We start from the raw sequence: 15,478 nt of genomic DNA, 5'->3' as shown, positions 1-15,478 counted from the left end.
GCGATGAGCTTCGAACGCCTGACAATCCAGGACGATAAGTTTCTGATCAACCGGCTAATCGGCCAAGCGCCGCGACATACACTTGCCCGGGAGTTCTTCATGAACGCACAGGAATGTGCCGCACTGGCACCCGTGGGCCACCGAACTGTGCGGGTCTACCCGTCTTTGATCGGAGACATTCGAAAGCTAACGTTCTGGAATACCGGACCGGGAATGGATTCCGGGGAGCTTCGAACGGCAACGAACATCTCTTCCTCAATCAACAAACAGCTGTCGCTTAACGAAAATTTCGGCATAGGCGCCAAGGTCTCCGGCCTGACCGCCTCGCCCGCAGGGATCCGCTATCGCTCCTGCAAGGCCGGCTTGGTTCACGAGGTTACAATAGGATTCGACGACGAAGCGGATACGTTTGTTCGATTTGCCTTCGATGTCGAGGGGCGGCAGGAGACCGTTTTCGATGTCACCGAGGCGGTGCGGAAGACGGCCGATCTCTCATACGACTGGACGGAAGTCGTGCTCATGGGTGAGGCCGACCTCCATGACACGGTATCGGAACCGATCGGCAGGGGAATCCGTGTCGACCGCAGCTACGTCGCAACACAGATCTTTCGGCGGTTCGCAGAGTTTCGTCCGGGTGTCAAAGTGATTTTGGATGTCGCCATGACGAAAGGAGGCGGGCGAGATGAAACAGGAAGGACTCGCACCCTCAAAACGCTGCAAGACGTGATACCGCAACTTCCGAACGCAGAGACTGTCATCTGTCCCGAGACAGGCGTGAGAATTCAGTACGTACACGACCCGAAACACGCCAATTATAGCCACTCTATCAGCGCGCTCAACAACCCGGCGACATCATCGACATCGTTCTGTGCACTGGTCCATAAGGGCGAGCGATACGACTACCGCACCGGACCCAAGTGGTCAGCTATCGCCCCAAATTATGGGATACCTTTCGGCTCCACCATCCTTACAGTCGAGATCTACCTACCGGAGAACGCAGCTCTTCCAAACCAGTATCGTGACGCCCTCACCACTGTCGAGGAGCGCAATCCGATCACAACCGACGACTACGCCGTGAAGGTCCGCGAACTAATGCCCGAATGGGTGAAAGAGGTCATCAGAAAGGCTCATCCTCCGAGAGACGAAAACCTCGACGATCTGCAAAACGACCTTCAGAAGTTACTTGATGAGTTCCGCTTGCCGACTTCGACCTACGTGAAGTCGCTCAAAATGCCCCAGCGAACCGAGGATAGTGATGTCGGTCTCGACGAGGCCCGCTCGGCTGACGCCGATTCGATAGACGACGAGGAAGAGGATCGCTTCCTTCGCGGCGAACGGAATTCCGGTTCGAGGGCGACGGAGAAGAAAATCCGAAAGGCCCCAGAGGGCGCGAAGCTTTCCAAGGAAGCGAAGGCACTTGAGCGCGTCCCTACGATCGAGATACTGGACGATCCTGCCGAGGTCGAGGGGAAGCAGATGAAGGGACGTGCCGGCCGCTTTTATAAGGATGCGCAGACGCTCTTCATCAATGGCCTTTATTCCGCAGTCGACAGGATGACCGCGGAGCTGGAAGTACACTTCGCAGGACAGGTAGAAGGAGAGGTGCTTCGTAGCATCGTCCTGAGGGCGGCACAGCGATCTATGGCATTTCGCGTGGGCAAAGCCACTTGCTACGCGATCAGTAAACGGTTGGTTGATGGATGGTCACTTGAGGATCTCGAAAGGGCGACCTCCCCGGAGTCGCGGCAGATGACTATCGTCAGAGTATCACGACTGCACGAAAGTGGATCAACGCCGAGCTCAAAGCGCATGGATTTGCCCTCATGGAACCGGAGGCGGCGTAAGGGGTGCGTCTGGGTACGCAAAAAAGCGCCGTGATGATGATACGCCTTTTTGCTTGAGAGCAGAGAACTGGTGGCGGTCTGCTGTTCCGAAAAGTCGTTACAAATCAATGGTTATCGAGATGTGGTGGCGGAGAGAGCGGGATTCGAACCCGCGTTACGGTCTCCCGTAAACACACTTTCCAGGCGTGCGCCTTCAACCACTCGGCCACCTCTCCGTCCTTGCATTTTTCGCGATGGCCGGTTTTGCCGCGCGGGTTGGGGACAATGCAGTCCCTTCAGGGAGGCCGGTACGCGATATCAGCACCGTGGTGCCGCCAACCAGCAAACACCTTCCCTTCGCACCTGAGCCGTCGAAGCAACAGGCGCGGGGCTCATCTAGTCGATCCCGCGCCGAATGCCAAGCCATAACGGCAGTCTATTCGCTTTGCCGGCCACACACCGTTCCGCCAGGGCGCCATCGCATCCGTTTTCAAGCCGCCGCCCGAACGATGTGCACAGCCAGGACCATAAGGCTGGCCGCGCTTGACTTCGCCGCGGGGCACCTGTCGAGTGAAGGTAAGGCTTTGTGGGGGCATCGTCCGGACATGACATCAAGCAGTGAAAAACCGGGCGGTGGGCAGGTGCCGGGCGGCTATCCGGGCAGCGACCTGTCCTACGTCCCGGTGGGCTGGCTCATCTTCGTCATGGCATGGTCGGTCTATGGCCTGGCATCGGCCTGGTGGCTGGTCGGGAATTCCGGCCTGCCGGACAAGGTTTTCAATTTCCTGCTCGGCGGCCTCATCGCCAATGTCGTCACCATCCTGTGGGGGCTCTACCTGCTCGGCCTCGCCTTTGGCCGCTCGGGGCGCTTTCCCCGCCAGTTCATCGTCTGGCAGATCGCCACTATCGTTTGGCTGCTGGCAAGGCAGGCCTATGTGCTTACGGTACCCGATTTCGCATTCTCCGCCAGGAGCTTGAGCATCACCGCCATCGAGATCAGCGCCGGCCTGCTTTGCATCTACCTTTTGCGTCGCGGCTCCGGCGCCGAGACCGTCTACGCCAAACCGCAAAGCGAAGCGCCGCCGGTCTTCGTTTCCATCGTCGCTGCCTTGCTCGGCATCATCCTGGGCGCGGTCATCGGCGCGGTTGGCGGCTTCGTGGCTGGCTCGGTGATCGCCGATGTCGCCGAGGTCAGTTGCTTCGAGGGCGGCTGCGGCTACTTTGCCGCCTTCATCGGACTGGCCGGGCTGGTGGTCGGCGCCATCGCCGGAGGCATTCTTGCCGTCTGGCTGGTCCACCGTCGTGGGCGCAAGCCGGTCGCATAGGGTCCGGAAAGCGCCAGCCTTCAAATTCGCGTATCGCGATTGCGGACAAACCGCACGCATTCTATTCCTGGTTCGGGATATGTGCCGGAGGCTCCTGGTCAGTGTCCAGGATAAACCGGGGGAGAGCTTTGATGTTTCGCTTCGTCTTTCGTCTTGCGGCCATGGTCGCGCTGTCGGTTTCCGTCATCATGGCGGTGCTCGACACGACGCGCACGGTGGCGGCTTCGGCCCTTGTGCTGACCCCGCTCAACGCGAGCTGGTTGGCCGTCTCGCCGGACACGCGGGCGGCCTTCGAAACCTATGTCCGCGCCAAGGCCAGTCCCCTGCTGTGGGACGGCGCCATCGCCTGGGTGCTCAACCAGCCCGGCTTTGCCGTCTTCGCGGTGCTGGCCTTCCTGCTTTACGCCATCGGCTACCGGCGGCAGCGACGCGCGGGACAGTTCGCCACGAACTGAGCCGTCGGCATCGCCATTCCGGCCGGCTCCGACGGCTTGCGCGCAAGGATCGGACCGCGGCGCAGCGTGCCCATGGCACGCTTTTCCAAAAGGTCAAAATTCCGCGTGAATTTTGTTTCGGGCCGTGCCAGATTGCCCGGGAGCGGGAGGGGAATACACTCCTGGCTGACGTCGTTTGCCGGCCGGAGAACCGGGCAGGCAGGCGGTGCGTAACGGAAAAAATAACCGACAGGGTGTGGATCACATGAAACGTATCGTTCTCGGCCTTCTGGCCGCAACCGCAATGGTTCTTCCGGCTTTCGCCGCGGATGTCCAGCCGGCCATCCTCTATGACCTGGGCGGCAAGTTCGACAAATCCTTCAACGAGGCTGCCTATCACGGCGCCGAGAAGTTTAAGACCGAGACCGGCGTCCCCTATGTCGAGTTCGAAGTGTCGAACGCCTCGCAGCGCGAGCAGGCGCTGCGCCGCTTCGCCGAGGACGGCCACAACCCGATCGTCATGGCCGGCTTTGCCTGGGAGGATGCGCTGAAGAAGGTCGCGGCCGAATATCCCGATCTCAAGTTCGCGATCATCGACGATGCCGTCGACCTGCCCAATGTCCGCTCGCTGGTATTCAAGGAGAACGAAGGCTCCTATCTCGTCGGCATAATGGCGGCGATGGCATCGAAGTCGAAGAAGGTTGCCTTTGTCGGCGGCATGGACATCCCGCTGATCCGCAAGTTCGAATGCGGCTATGTCGGCGGCGCCAAGTCGGCGGGTGCCACCGACGTCATCCAGAACATGACTGGTGACACACCGGCGGCGTGGAACGATCCGGCCAAGGGTGGCGAGATCGCCAAGACGCAGATCGACCAGGGCGCCGACGTGGTCTACGCGGCGGCCGGCGGCACCGGCGTTGGTGTGCTGCAGGCAGCGGCGGATGCCGGCAAGCTCGGCATCGGCGTCGATTCCAACCAGAACGGCCTGCAGCCAGGTAAGGTGCTGACCTCGATGCTGAAGCGCGTCGACGTTGCCGTCTACACCGCCTTCATGGACGGCAAGAACGGCACCTTCAAGGGTGGCGTCGAGAATCTCGGCCTCAAGGAAGGCGGCGTCGACTACGCCATGGACGACAACAACAAGGCGCTGGTAACCGACGCGATGAAGGCGGCCGTCGAAAAGGCCAAGGCCGACATCATCGCCGGCACGGTCAAGGTGCACGACTACACCGCCGACAACGCCTGCCCGTATTGATCGGCGGCACCATACGGCAAGATTGGAACCGCCGGGCGAAAGCCCGGCGGTTTTGCATCGGCCTATAGTTTGCCCGCCAGATAACCCAGCGCAAAGGCCGCTATCAGCCCGATGGCAACGAAAAGCCCACGCCGACCGCCAAGCGCGTGCACGCCAACGCCGTATGGCGGCCGCGACAGGCTCCGGATCATTGTCTGTGACTTGGCATCGTTGCCGCCCAGGCCAACGCCGCGCATTTGCGGCAATTCGGCGAGGCGTTGCGTGACCAGCGCCCAATGATTGGCGCCGGCCGGTTTTTCGGCGCGGTCGAAGACATGCATGCGTTCGGCGAGTTGCACCACCGCGTCGCGGAAGGCAGGATCGATCTCGAGATCGCGCTCGGCCCGCTCGCGCTCGGCATCGTTCATCAGCCCCAGCACGTAATCGCCGGCACTTGCGATGCGGTCGCTTTCACCGGCCATGGCCAGGGCCCTCCCCTTTTCCTTACCAATGTGGCGGCTTGGTCACCGGCACATCCGGCGCCGCCTGCTCTTCAAGAGCCAGGAAGCGGTCGGTCAACGCATCGAGCTTGCGCTGCATGCGCTCGATCACCTTCCACTGATCGGCGATCTGGCCCGACAGTTCCTCGATGGTCTTCTCCTGCTCGGCGGCACGGATTTCCAGCGTCGTCAGCCGGTCGGTGGGCATGGTCATTCGCAATCCCTGATCTTGCACCGCAATACCTTGCATCCTGATGCGAATTTCGACGTCTTCATATTAGCGAATGTGAGAGCTTCGGCCACGTTCGAAATTGACAAGCGCGCGGGGATTTGTCGAGAGTGGACGCTGCTCCGGACAATTGGCATGGGCGGAGCGTCATGCTAGGCATTTTGACCAAGCGATAAAAAAATAAGAGTGGGACGGGCTGCATGGCGCAAGCCGCAATCGAACTGATCGGCATCAACAAGAGTTTTGGCGCGGTGCGCGCCAACCGCGACATCAATCTGGAGATCGCGCGCGGCACCATCCACGGCATCGTCGGCGAGAACGGCGCCGGCAAGTCGACGCTGATGTCGATCCTCTACGGTTTCTACCAGGCCGACAGCGGCGAGATCCGTGTCGGCGGCAAGCCGGCATCGATCAAGACACCCAACGACGCGATCGCGCTCGGCATCGGCATGGTGCACCAGCATTTCATGCTGGTCGACAATTTCTCGGTGCTGGAGAACATCATCCTCGGCGCCGAAACCGATGCGCTTCTGAAGAGCAGCATCGCCAAGGCGCGCTCCGAGCTTGACCGGCTGGAACGCGAATACGGGCTGGAAGTCGATCCCGACGCGATCATCGAGGAACTGCCGGTCGGCCTGCAGCAGCGCGTCGAAATCCTCAAGGCGCTTTATCGCGGCGCCGAAATCCTGATCCTCGACGAGCCGACCGGTGTTCTCACTCCGGCCGAGGCCGACCATCTGTTCCGCATTCTCAGACAGTTGAAGGAACAGGGAAAGACGGTGGTGCTGATCACCCACAAGCTGCGCGAGATCATGGCCATCACCGACACGGTGTCGGTCATGCGTCAGGGCACGATGGTGGCGACCCGGGAGACCAGGAAAACCACTGTAGAGGAACTGGCCGAACTGATGGTCGGGCGCCGTGTGCTGCTCCGGGTCGAAAAGGGCGAGGCCGAGGCCGGTGCCGTCAAGCTCGCGGTCAAGAACCTGACGGTCAGGGATTCCCGCGGCGTCACCATGGTCGACGACGTCTCCTTCGATTTGCGCGCCGGCGAGATCGTCGGCATTGCCGGCGTCGCCGGCAACGGCCAATCCGAATTGCTCGAGGCGATTTCCGGCATCAGGCACGCCGTTTCCGGTTCCGTGATGCTCGAGGGCAAGCCGATCGATCTCACCGGCAAGGCCGATCCCGGCGAATTGCGCGACCGCGGCCTCGCCCACGTGCCGGAAGACCGCCACCATGTCGGGCTGGTGCTGGCTTTCGAGGAGAACGAGAATTCCATCCTCGGTTACCACGACGATCCCCGTTACCTCAGGGGACCGTTCCTCAACATCGACGCCATCATGGCCGATGCCAGGGACAAGATCGAGAAATACGACATCCGTCCCGGCAATCCGCGCCTGAAGACGGCCAATTTTTCTGGCGGCAACCAGCAGAAGATCGTACTGGCGCGCGAGATCGAACAGGACCCCGGCGTGCTGATCGTCGGTCAGCCGACGCGCGGCGTCGATGTCGGCGCCATCGAATTCATCCACAAGCGCCTGATCGCCATGCGCGACCAGGGCAAGGCGGTGCTGGTGGTTTCGGTCGAGCTCGACGAGATCCGTTCGCTCTCCGACCGTATCCTGGTGATGTTTGCCGGCCGAATCGTCGGCGAGCGCGGCCCCGAGGCGACCGAAGGCGAGCTTGGCCTGCTGATGGCCGGTGTCGAGCATCAGGAGGCCGCGCAGTGAGCACGCCTTATGCCAAATTGCCGGCCTGGGCCGACTACGGACTGATCCCGCTGATCAACCTGTCGGTCGCCTTCATCGTCGCCGGCTTCGTCGTCATGCTGGTCGGCGAAAACCCGTTCCGCGCCGCCGTCATCCTGGTCGAAGGCGCCTTCGGCAAGGGAACAGGCATCGCCTTCACCCTGTTCTATGCCACGACCTTCATATTCACCGGACTTTCGGTGGCGGTGGCGGCGCATTGCGGCCTGTTCAACATCGGCACCGAGGGACAGGCCTACATCGCCGGCCTCGGCATCGCCATCGTCTGTCTTTCCTTCGACAGCACGCTGCCTTGGTGGCTGACATTTCCGCTGGCCATCGTGGCCTCGGCGCTTGTGGGCGCATTGTGGGCGTTGATCCCCGCTTACCTGCAGGCCAAGCGCGGCTCGCACATCGTCATCACGACGATCATGTTCAACTTCATCGCCGCATCGATCATGGTCTATCTGCTGGTCGGTCCGCTGAAGCCGGCCGGGTCGCAGGCGCCGCAGACGCGCAACTTCCTCGCCGGCGCGGAACTGCCGAAGCTTAACTGGATCATCGAACTGTTCGGCGCCAAGATCCGCTCGGCCCCGCTCAACATCTGCTTCCTGCTGGCGCTGGTGATGGCCTTCCTGGTCTGGCTGCTGATCTGGCGCACCAAGCTCGGCTACGAGATGCGCACCTATGGCCACAGCCCGAAGGCGGCCCGCTATGCCGGCATTTCGGAAACCCGCATCATCATCACCGCGATGATGATCTCGGGCGCGCTGGCCGGCATGATGGCGCTCAACCCGGTGATGGGTGACCAGCATAATGTCGCGATCGACTTCGTTTCGGGCGCCGGCTTCGTCGGCATCGCCGTGGCGCTGATGGGCCGCCTGCATCCGGTCGGCATCGTGCTGGCAGCGATCCTGTTCGGCATGCTCTACCAGGGCGGCGCCGAACTCGCCTTCGAGATGCCGGCGATCAGCCGCGACATGATTGTCATCATTCAAGGGTTGGTCATCCTCTTCGCCGGCGCGCTGGAGCACATGTTCAGGCCCTATATCCAGGCTCTGTTCGCCTCGTTCAGCCCGAAATCGGTGGGCATGCAGGCGATCAACGGAAAGGGCGCCTGAGATGGATATCTTCAACGCAATCATCCAGGTGCTGGACTCGACCATCCGCCTGTCGGTGCCGCTGCTGCTTGCCTGCCTCGCCGGCCTCTATTCGGAGCGAGCCGGCATTTTCGACATCGGCCTCGAAGGCAAGATGCTGGTCGGCGCCTTCGCGGGTGCTGCCGCGGCTTCCGTGTTCCATTCGGCGCTTATCGGTCTCGGCATGGCGATCCTGATCTCCGTCGCCTTCGCACTGGTGCACGGCTTTGCCTCGATCACCCATCGCGGCAACCAGATCGTTTCGGGCGTGGCGATCAACTTCATCGCCGCCGGATCGACCATCATCCTTGGCCAGGCCTGGTTCCAGCAGGGTGGCCGCACGCCGGCGCTGCAACCGGGCGAGCGGTTCGAGGCGATCACCTGGCCCGGCGCCGACGCAATCAGGGACGTGCCGATCATCGGTCCAATCTATGCCGAACTGCTCTCCGGCCATTCGATCCTCGTCTATTTCGCCTTTGCGATGGTGCCGTTCACCTGGTGGGTGCTGTTTCGCACGCGCTTCGGCCTCCGGCTGCGCGCGGTCGGCGAAAACCCGGCCGCGGTCGACACGGCCGGCATCTCGGTCGCCTGGCTGCGCTATCGCGCGCTGATCTGCACCGGCATCCTGACCGGATTCGCCGGAGCCTATCTTTCGATGGTGCAGAATGGCGGCTTCGTGAAGGACATGACAGCGGGCAAGGGCTACATCGCGCTGGCCGCGCTGATCTTCGCCAAATGGAAGCCGGTCAACGCCATGTTCGCCTGCCTGCTGTTCGGCTTCCTCGACGCGGCGTCGATCCGCCTGCAGGGGACACCGCTGCCCATTGTCGGCAAGGTGTCGGTACAGTTCATGCAGGCCCTGCCTTATGTGCTCACCGTCATCCTGCTCGCCGGCTTCATCGGCAAGGCCATCCCGCCGCGCGCCGGCGGCGTGCCCTATGTCAAGGAACGCTAACGGTCGACAGTTCGACGCGGACGAAGCGCCGGGTTTTGGACACGGTCATCGGAGATGAGCAACTGAATGTCGCATGATCTGTTCGAAGCGGCCAAGGCCGCCATGGCCAAGGCCTATGCGCCCTATTCCAAGTTCCCGGTCGGTGCCGCCTTGCGCACCGAGGACGGACGCGTCTTCACCGGCGCCAACATCGAGGTCGCCTCCTATCCCGAGGGCTGGTGCGCCGAGACGACCGCGCTTGGTCACTACATCATGGCCGGCGGCGGCAAGATCGTGGAAATCGCCGTCGTTGCCGAACGCATGGCCAAGTGTTCGCCTTGTGGCGGCTGCCGTCAGCGGCTGGCCGAATTCTGCCGCCCGGAAACGAAACTCTATCTCTGCGATAATACAGGCGTCACAGAAACGGTCACCATGGGCGACATGCTGCCCTACGGCTTCCGGGCGGACATTTTGAAATGAAGCGTTGGCGGAAATGACGGGCTGGCTGAGATGACGGAAAAGGCGCTGGACCATCTTATCGAAAGGCTGGACGGCCTGGCGCCGTCGACCGCGCTGGTGCTGGGTTCGGGCCTGGGCGGCCTGGTCGACCGGATCCAGAATCCGATCCGCGTCTCCTATGCCGACCTGCCCGGCTTTCCCCGGAGCGGTGTCAGCGGCCATGCCGGCGAAGTGGTGGCCGGACTGTTTGCCGGCGTTCCGGTGCTGATGCTGTCCGGCCGCGCCCACTACTATGAGCATGGCAATGCCGCGGCGATGCGGCCGGTGCTGGAAGTGCTTGCCGGCATCGGCATCACGAAACTGATCCTCACCAACGCAGCCGGCTCGGTCGATCCGGATATGCCGCCGGGCTCGGTGATGCTGCTCACCGATCACATCAACTTCTCCGGCACCAATCCGCTGATCGGCGAGCCGAGCGACCGCCGTTTCGTCGGCCTGACCGAAGCCTACGATGCCGGCATCCGCCACGCGATCGAACGCGCGGCGCAGGCGACCGGCACAGCGCTGCACAAGGGCGTCTATATGTGGTTCTCGGGCCCTTGCTTCGAGACGCCGGCCGAAATCCGCATGGCGCGCATCATGGGCGCCAACGCAGTCGGCATGTCGACCGTGCCGGAAGTCATTATCGCCCGTTTTCTCGGCCTGCGCGTCGCCGCCTGCTCGGTCATCACCAACCTGGCCGCCGGCATGACCGGAGCCGAGCTTTCGCACCAGGAAACCAAGGACATGGCGCCGGTTGGCGGATCCCGGCTGGCAACGGTACTGCAGCGCGTGTTCCGTGACGGGCTTCTGGAGAGCTGATGCTTCCGCAGGAAATCATCCGTCACAAGCGCGACGGCCACAGGCTGGCGCCTCACGAGATCGCAGCCTTCATCGACGGCGTGACGTCGGGCACCGTTACCGATGGCCAGGTCGCGGCGTTCGCCATGGCGGTGTTCTTCAACGGCATGAACCGCGACGAGGCCGTGGCGATGACGCTCGCCATGCGCGATTCCGGCGACGTGCTCGACTGGTCGGATTTGCCAGGCCCTGTCACGGACAAGCATTCGACGGGCGGTGTCGGCGACAATGTCTCGCTGATGCTGGCGCCGATCGTCGCCGCCTGCGGTGCCTATGTGCCGATGATCTCGGGCCGCGGTCTCGGCCATACCGGCGGCACGCTGGACAAGATGGATGCCATTCCCGGCTACACCAGCCAGCCCGATATCGCGCTGTTCCGCAAGGCGGTGCTGGAAACCGGCTGCGCCATCATCGGCCAGACCGCTGATCTGGCACCTGCCGATCGCCGGCTCTACGCCATCCGCGATGTGACCGGAACCGTGGAGTCGGTGCCGCTGATCACCGCATCGATCCTGTCGAAGAAGCTCGCGGCAGGGCTGCAATCCCTGGTGCTCGACGTTAAGCTCGGCAATGGCGCCTTCATGGAGAAATCGCGCGATGCGACCGCGCTTGCCAACAGTCTGGTCGAGGTCGCCGGCGGCGCCGGGCTGAAGGTCTCGGCGCTGATCACCGGCATGAACGAACCGCTGGCCTCGGCCGCCGGCAATGCTGTGGAGGTGCGCAATGCCGTCGATTTCCTGACCGGCCGCTTGCGCGACCGGCGACTGGAGGACGTGACGCTGGCGCTTGCCGCCGAAATGCTGCAGTCGGCGGGATTGGTGTCGTCCAATCAGGACGGCATGCGCCGCGCCACCGAGACGCTCGCCAGCGGCCGCGCCGCAGCCACCTTCTCGCGCATGGTGACTGTGCTTGGCGGCCCGGCCGATTTCATCGAGAAGCCGGAAAAATACCTGCCCAAGGCGGCAACGGAATTCGCGGTCGAGGCGACGACAGAGGGTTTCGTCACCAATATCGCCACCCGCGACATCGGCCTCGCGGTGGTCGGGCTGGGCGGCGGGCGCTCCCGACCCGACGACAAGATCGATCCCGCGGTCGGCATCACCAGGCTGCTGCCCATAGGCGCGGAAGTAAACGCCGGAGATGCGCTGGCGCTGATCCACGCCCGCTCGCCGTCCGATGCCGAGGCGGCCGCCGCGGCCGTGCTTTCAGCCTATGCGATCGGTGCTTCGAAGCCGGTCGCCGACAAGTCGGTCATCCGGCGAATCCTGCCGCGCGGCTAGAGCAATTCCAGGAAAAGTGTGTAACGGTTTTCCGTCCGGAGTTGCGTAAAAACAAAGCGTTGGAGCGGATCAGCGTTTCTATCAAACGCTGAACGCTCTCACGGCACCCTACTGAACCAGCAGCAATGTGCCGTTCTCGGCCTGGTATTTGCCGAGCCGGCTGAGAAAACTCATGCCGATCAGATTGGTGCGCAGTGCCTTGTCGTCGAGCACGATCGCCTGCACACCGTCGACGCTGATGCTGCCGATCTGCAGGCGGTCGATCATCACCACGGCTGCCTTGATGGTGCCGTTGGCGGTGTTAACCTCGTGGCTGAAATCGGCGGGATTGAGCGACAGCCCGATCCGGCGTGCCGTCGACGTATTGACCGCCACCAGCGTCGCACCGGTGTCGATCATGCCGTCGACCTGACGGCCGTTGAGTTTGAAGGTGGATGAGAAGTGCCCGCGCCCGTCAGCCGCAACCACGACCTTGCGGCCGGTCGGCAGCGGCGCCACCAGCTTGTCGGGAACGGACGCCAGGCTGACCTCGGGTTGCGCCCCGGCCCCGGGCTTGGCAATCACCGCCGATTTCAGCAGGTTTTCGAGTATTCCCGGATTCGACTGGTAGACAACCGGGATCGATGCCGATGCACCGGCAAAGACGCTGAGAATAAGAAGCTTGCGCAGCATGGATCGGCCTTTGTGACTGCCGATCCTTTAGCCCCGTATGGTATTTGCCGCTTTAACGTGCGCCGAAACCATGTCTTTGCGTAAACGCTTGGTAAATCCTGCCAAGCACTTTGCCTGGTATTACTTTGTCCCGTACATGCGGTCGCCGGCGTCGCCAAGACCGGGCATGATGTAGCCCTTCTCGTTGAGCTGCCGATCGATGGACGCGGTGAAGACCGGAACGTCGGGATGCGCCTTGGTAAAGCGGTCGATGCCTTCGGGCGCCGCCAGCAGGCACAGGAAGCGGATATTGGTGGCGCCGCGCTCTTTCAACTTGTCGATCGCCGCGATCGCCGAATTGGCTGTCGCCAGCATCGGGTCGACGACGATGACCAGCCGGTCGGCGAGGTCGCTCGGTGCCTTGAAGAAATACTCGACAGCCTCCAGCGTCTCGTGATCGCGGTAGAGGCCGACATGGGCGACGCGGGCCGCCGGCACCAGGTCGAGCAGGCCTTCGAGCAAGCCGTTGCCGGCGCGCAGCACCGAAGCGAAGACCAGCTTCTTGCCTTCCAGCGTCGGAGCCTCCATCGTCTCCATGGGCGTTTCGATCGTTGTCGTCGTCAGTTCGAGATTGCGGGTGACCTCATAGCCGAGCAGCAGCGATATCTCGCGCAGCAGCCGCCGGAATCCGGCCGTCGAGGTCTCCTTCTTGCGCATGATGGTCAGCTTGTGCTGGACAAGCGGATGGTCGACGACAGTGACGCCCTTCATGATCTTCTCCTGATGCGTGTCGCCCGAAACCGCGTGCGTGGATCCTTTCGGACGAGACGCGCTTCAGGCTGCTTGGGCGAACCCTAGCGATATTGGACCGGCCAAGGAACCGCTTGGCCCGTATCGACCACAGCTTTGTCGGAAGAAATCAGCGAGCGGCGCTGTTCAGCCGGGCAAGAAGCGCCGCCTTGGTCTTGCGGTCGACGAAAGCCGCCTCGATGGCCGTCTGGGTGACCTTGGCGAGCGCTTTCTCATTCATTGCGAAATGCTCCGCCGCAATGTCGTATTCGCGCTTCAGCGAAGTCCAGAAATAGGGCGGGTCGTCGGAGTTGAGCGTCACCTTGCAGCCGGCCGCCTGCAGGGCCGGGAACGGATGGTCGGCAAAGCTGTCGAAAACCTTCAGCGCGATGTTGGAACCGGGGCAGCACTCCAGCACGACGCCCTCGTCGGCGATGCGCCGGACAAGGTCGCGATTCTCGATGGCGCGCACGCCATGGCCGATGCGCGACGGGCGGATATGGTCGAGTGCCGCCTGGACAGTCTCCCAGCCCGTCAGTTCGCCCGCATGGACGGTGATGCCGAGCCCCGCCTCGCGCGCGATCTCGAAGGCCCTGACATAGTCTTCCATGTCGCCCATGCGCTCGTCGCCGGCCACGCCGAAGCCGGTGACCAGCGGATGGCCGCAGCGCGCCGCGAAGCGTGCCGCCCGCTCGATCGATTCCACACCGACATGGCGCACGCCGGTGACGATCATACGCCCCTCGATGCCGGTCTTGGCCTTGGCGCGCAGCATGCCTTCGCCGAGCGCATCGGTGTAGGCCTTGGGCGACAGCCCGGCTTTCGTCGCGTGGTCCGGCGAAGTGAACACCTCGGAGTAGATCGCCCCGTCGCGGGCAAGGCTGGTCAGATAGTGGTCGGCCAGCCGCGCATAATCCTCCTCGGTCCGGAACAGGTCGGCAGAAAAGTCGTAAGCCGCGAGAAAGGAGGTGAAATCGTGCCAGACGAAGGACCCGTCCTGGATATAGGGCGAGGTATCCTTGCCGTATTTCTGCGCCTGGCGGATGACGAGATCGGGCGCCGCTGCCCCTTCGATGTGGCAGTGCAGTTCCGCTTTCAAAGGCATTCAAACATCCCGTCGGTCAGTCCAGGTCTTGAAAACCCACCACCTGGAAGCGCGGCTGAACACCGCGCCTTAAACAATAGCGCCCGCATCATCGATCGGCTATGGTCCCGCCGGTTTTATGACGGATCAAAAAAATGTCAGTTGAGAGAACCACGGCCGCCGGCGGCATGGAAACCTCCTATGGTTTCAAGCGTGTAGGGGAAGGCGAGAAGCAGTCCCTGGTCAACGATGTTTTCCACAAGGTCGCCAACCGGTACGACCTGATGAACGACCTGATGTCCGCAGGCCTGCACCGGTTGTGGAAGGATGCCATGGTCGCCTGGCTCAATCCGCCCAAGCGCGCGGGCTGGCGCGTGCTCGATGTTGCCGGCGGTACCGGTGACATCGCCTTCCGCATCGTCGATGCCAGCCATGGCCATGCTCATGCCACCGTACTCGACATCAACGGCTCGATGCTCGCTGTCGGCCGCGACAGGGCCGAAAAGAAGGGATTGTCCGCCAACACCGATTTCGTCGAGGCCAACGCCGAGGAACTGCCCTTCCCTGGCGCCAGTTTCGACGCCTATACCATCGCGTTCGGCATTCGCAACGTCCCGCATATCGACGTGGCCCTGGGCGAGGCGTTCCGCGTGCTGAAGCCCGGCGGCCGCCTCCTGTGCCTGGAGTTTTCCGAGGTCGAGATGCCGCTGCTCGACAAGGTCTACGAAGCCTGGTCGTTCAATGCCATTCCCAAGATCGGCAAGTTGGTCACCGGCGACGGCGAGCCCTATTCCTATCTGGTCGAATCGATCGCGAAATTCCCCAACCAGCAAAACTTCGCGGCGATGATTTCCCGCGCCGGCTTCGACCGCGTCTCCTTCCGCAACTATTCCGGCGGCATAGCGGCCCTGCATTCGGGCTGGAAGCTTTGAAGCCGTCGCCCATCTCC

At 62.6% G+C, this 15,478-nt stretch carries 16 protein-coding genes and 1 tRNA gene; 11 read left to right on the top strand and 6 right to left on the bottom strand.

Annotation, left to right across the window (positions count from 1 at the left end; all coding sequences use genetic code 11):
• Positions 1 to 3 precede the first annotated feature (3 nt).
• Positions 4 to 1,878, top strand: a complete 1,875-nt coding sequence (locus tag C7I87_RS31040; RefSeq protein WP_210250673.1) for a hypothetical protein — start codon at positions 4 to 6, stop codon at positions 1,876 to 1,878.
• 91 nt (positions 1,879 to 1,969) lie between these two features.
• Here the strand turns inward: C7I87_RS31040 and C7I87_RS31035 are convergent.
• Positions 1,970 to 2,059: transfer RNA gene (locus C7I87_RS31035), tRNA-Ser, on the bottom strand.
• A 369-nt stretch (positions 2,060 to 2,428) separates the two neighbouring features.
• On the opposite strand from C7I87_RS31035, the gene C7I87_RS31030 reads away from it, so the two are divergent.
• The 3 genes from C7I87_RS31030 (at position 2,429) to C7I87_RS31020 (ending at position 4,837) form a co-directional block, all read left to right on the top strand.
• Positions 2,429 to 3,148, top strand: coding sequence for a hypothetical protein (locus C7I87_RS31030; RefSeq protein WP_246696463.1), 720 nt, complete (start codon positions 2,429 to 2,431; stop codon positions 3,146 to 3,148).
• Between the two features lie 131 nt (positions 3,149 to 3,279).
• The gene (locus C7I87_RS31025; RefSeq protein WP_149907778.1) at positions 3,280 to 3,603 is read left to right on the top strand and encodes a hypothetical protein; all 324 of its coding nucleotides are present in this window, start codon (positions 3,280 to 3,282) and stop codon (positions 3,601 to 3,603) included.
• A 244-nt stretch (positions 3,604 to 3,847) separates the two neighbouring features.
• A complete protein-coding gene (locus tag C7I87_RS31020) occupies positions 3,848 to 4,837 on the top strand; it encodes a BMP family lipoprotein (protein ID WP_149907777.1) in 990 nt (329 codons plus the stop codon).
• Between the two features lie 62 nt (positions 4,838 to 4,899).
• Here C7I87_RS31020 and C7I87_RS31015 read toward each other — a convergent pair whose 3' ends face one another.
• Both C7I87_RS31015 and C7I87_RS31010 read right to left on the bottom strand, forming a co-directional pair.
• Positions 4,900 to 5,298: a hypothetical protein gene (locus tag C7I87_RS31015; RefSeq protein ID WP_149907776.1), complete on the bottom strand. Its 399-nt coding sequence runs from the start codon at positions 5,296 to 5,298 to the stop codon at positions 4,900 to 4,902.
• A 22-nt stretch (positions 5,299 to 5,320) separates the two neighbouring features.
• Positions 5,321 to 5,530: a SlyX family protein gene (locus C7I87_RS31010; protein ID WP_149907775.1), complete on the bottom strand. Its 210-nt coding sequence runs from the start codon at positions 5,528 to 5,530 to the stop codon at positions 5,321 to 5,323.
• Positions 5,531 to 5,745: 215 nt separating this feature from the next.
• On the opposite strand from C7I87_RS31010, the gene C7I87_RS31005 reads away from it, so the two are divergent.
• From C7I87_RS31005 to deoA, 6 genes are all read left to right on the top strand, one after another.
• The gene (locus tag C7I87_RS31005) at positions 5,746 to 7,278 is read left to right on the top strand and encodes an ABC transporter ATP-binding protein (RefSeq protein ID WP_149907774.1); all 1,533 of its coding nucleotides are present in this window, start codon (positions 5,746 to 5,748) and stop codon (positions 7,276 to 7,278) included.
• Positions 7,275 to 8,414, top strand: coding sequence for an ABC transporter permease (locus C7I87_RS31000; RefSeq protein ID WP_149907773.1), 1,140 nt, complete (start codon positions 7,275 to 7,277; stop codon positions 8,412 to 8,414). The genes C7I87_RS31005 and C7I87_RS31000 overlap by 4 nt, the downstream gene beginning before the upstream one ends.
• A gap of 1 nt (position 8,415) precedes the next feature.
• Positions 8,416 to 9,387, top strand: a complete 972-nt coding sequence (locus C7I87_RS30995) for an ABC transporter permease (protein WP_149907772.1) — start codon at positions 8,416 to 8,418, stop codon at positions 9,385 to 9,387.
• 66 nt (positions 9,388 to 9,453) lie between these two features.
• The gene (gene cdd, locus C7I87_RS30990; protein WP_149907771.1) at positions 9,454 to 9,846 is read left to right on the top strand and encodes a cytidine deaminase; all 393 of its coding nucleotides are present in this window, start codon (positions 9,454 to 9,456) and stop codon (positions 9,844 to 9,846) included.
• Between the two features lie 30 nt (positions 9,847 to 9,876).
• Positions 9,877 to 10,686 (top strand): purine-nucleoside phosphorylase, encoded by an 810-nt coding sequence (locus C7I87_RS30985; RefSeq protein WP_149907770.1) that lies wholly within the window; start codon positions 9,877 to 9,879, stop codon positions 10,684 to 10,686.
• Positions 10,686 to 12,005, top strand: coding sequence for a thymidine phosphorylase (gene deoA / locus C7I87_RS30980; RefSeq protein WP_149907769.1), 1,320 nt, complete (start codon positions 10,686 to 10,688; stop codon positions 12,003 to 12,005). Before C7I87_RS30985 ends, deoA begins: the two co-directional genes overlap by 1 nt.
• Positions 12,006 to 12,113: 108 nt before the next feature.
• Here deoA and C7I87_RS30975 read toward each other — a convergent pair whose 3' ends face one another.
• From C7I87_RS30975 to C7I87_RS30965, 3 genes are all read right to left on the bottom strand, one after another.
• A complete protein-coding gene (locus C7I87_RS30975) occupies positions 12,114 to 12,677 on the bottom strand; it encodes a TIGR02281 family clan AA aspartic protease (RefSeq protein ID WP_149907768.1) in 564 nt (187 codons plus the stop codon).
• A gap of 120 nt (positions 12,678 to 12,797) precedes the next feature.
• On the bottom strand, positions 12,798 to 13,427 hold the full coding sequence (upp, locus tag C7I87_RS30970; RefSeq protein ID WP_149907767.1) for a uracil phosphoribosyltransferase: 630 nt from the start codon (positions 13,425 to 13,427) through the stop codon (positions 12,798 to 12,800).
• Between the two features lie 148 nt (positions 13,428 to 13,575).
• Complete coding sequence (locus tag C7I87_RS30965; RefSeq protein ID WP_149907766.1) at positions 13,576 to 14,550, bottom strand: adenosine deaminase; 975 nt, start codon at positions 14,548 to 14,550, stop codon at positions 13,576 to 13,578.
• Positions 14,551 to 14,684: 134 nt separating this feature from the next.
• Here C7I87_RS30965 and ubiE point away from each other — a divergent pair, with 134 nt between their 5' ends.
• Complete coding sequence (ubiE, locus tag C7I87_RS30960) at positions 14,685 to 15,461, top strand: bifunctional demethylmenaquinone methyltransferase/2-methoxy-6-polyprenyl-1,4-benzoquinol methylase UbiE (protein ID WP_149907765.1); 777 nt, start codon at positions 14,685 to 14,687, stop codon at positions 15,459 to 15,461.
• Positions 15,462 to 15,478 lie beyond the last annotated feature (17 nt).

This window comes from Mesorhizobium sp. SARCC-RB16n, from assembly GCF_008520305.1.
Lineage (GTDB): Bacteria > Pseudomonadota > Alphaproteobacteria > Rhizobiales > Rhizobiaceae > Mesorhizobium.
Note: the sequence above shows the minus strand (reverse complement) of the source record. Positions and strands in the feature narration are given on the sequence as shown.

Excerpts from the sequence above, each read along its gene's own strand:
- C7I87_RS31040 (WP_210250673.1), top strand. The coding sequence starts at position 4 with ATGAGCTTCGAACGCCTGACAATCCAGGACGATAAGTTTCTGATCAAC.
- C7I87_RS31030 (WP_246696463.1), top strand. The coding sequence starts at position 2,429 with ATGACATCAAGCAGTGAAAAACCGGGCGGTGGGCAGGTGCCGGGCGGC.
- C7I87_RS31025 (WP_149907778.1), top strand. The coding sequence starts at position 3,280 with ATGTTTCGCTTCGTCTTTCGTCTTGCGGCCATGGTCGCGCTGTCGGTT.
- C7I87_RS31020 (WP_149907777.1), top strand. The coding sequence starts at position 3,848 with ATGAAACGTATCGTTCTCGGCCTTCTGGCCGCAACCGCAATGGTTCTT.
- C7I87_RS31015 (WP_149907776.1), bottom strand. The coding sequence starts at position 5,298 with ATGGCCGGTGAAAGCGACCGCATCGCAAGTGCCGGCGATTACGTGCTG.
- C7I87_RS31010 (WP_149907775.1), bottom strand. The coding sequence starts at position 5,530 with ATGACCATGCCCACCGACCGGCTGACGACGCTGGAAATCCGTGCCGCC.
- C7I87_RS31005 (WP_149907774.1), top strand. The coding sequence starts at position 5,746 with ATGGCGCAAGCCGCAATCGAACTGATCGGCATCAACAAGAGTTTTGGC.
- C7I87_RS30995 (WP_149907772.1), top strand. The coding sequence starts at position 8,416 with ATGGATATCTTCAACGCAATCATCCAGGTGCTGGACTCGACCATCCGC.
- cdd (WP_149907771.1), top strand. The coding sequence starts at position 9,454 with ATGTCGCATGATCTGTTCGAAGCGGCCAAGGCCGCCATGGCCAAGGCC.
- C7I87_RS30985 (WP_149907770.1), top strand. The coding sequence starts at position 9,877 with ATGACGGAAAAGGCGCTGGACCATCTTATCGAAAGGCTGGACGGCCTG.
- deoA (WP_149907769.1), top strand. The coding sequence starts at position 10,686 with ATGCTTCCGCAGGAAATCATCCGTCACAAGCGCGACGGCCACAGGCTG.
- C7I87_RS30975 (WP_149907768.1), bottom strand. The coding sequence starts at position 12,677 with ATGCTGCGCAAGCTTCTTATTCTCAGCGTCTTTGCCGGTGCATCGGCA.
- upp (WP_149907767.1), bottom strand. The coding sequence starts at position 13,427 with ATGAAGGGCGTCACTGTCGTCGACCATCCGCTTGTCCAGCACAAGCTG.
- C7I87_RS30965 (WP_149907766.1), bottom strand. The coding sequence starts at position 14,550 with ATGCCTTTGAAAGCGGAACTGCACTGCCACATCGAAGGGGCAGCGGCG.
- ubiE (WP_149907765.1), top strand. The coding sequence starts at position 14,685 with ATGTCAGTTGAGAGAACCACGGCCGCCGGCGGCATGGAAACCTCCTAT.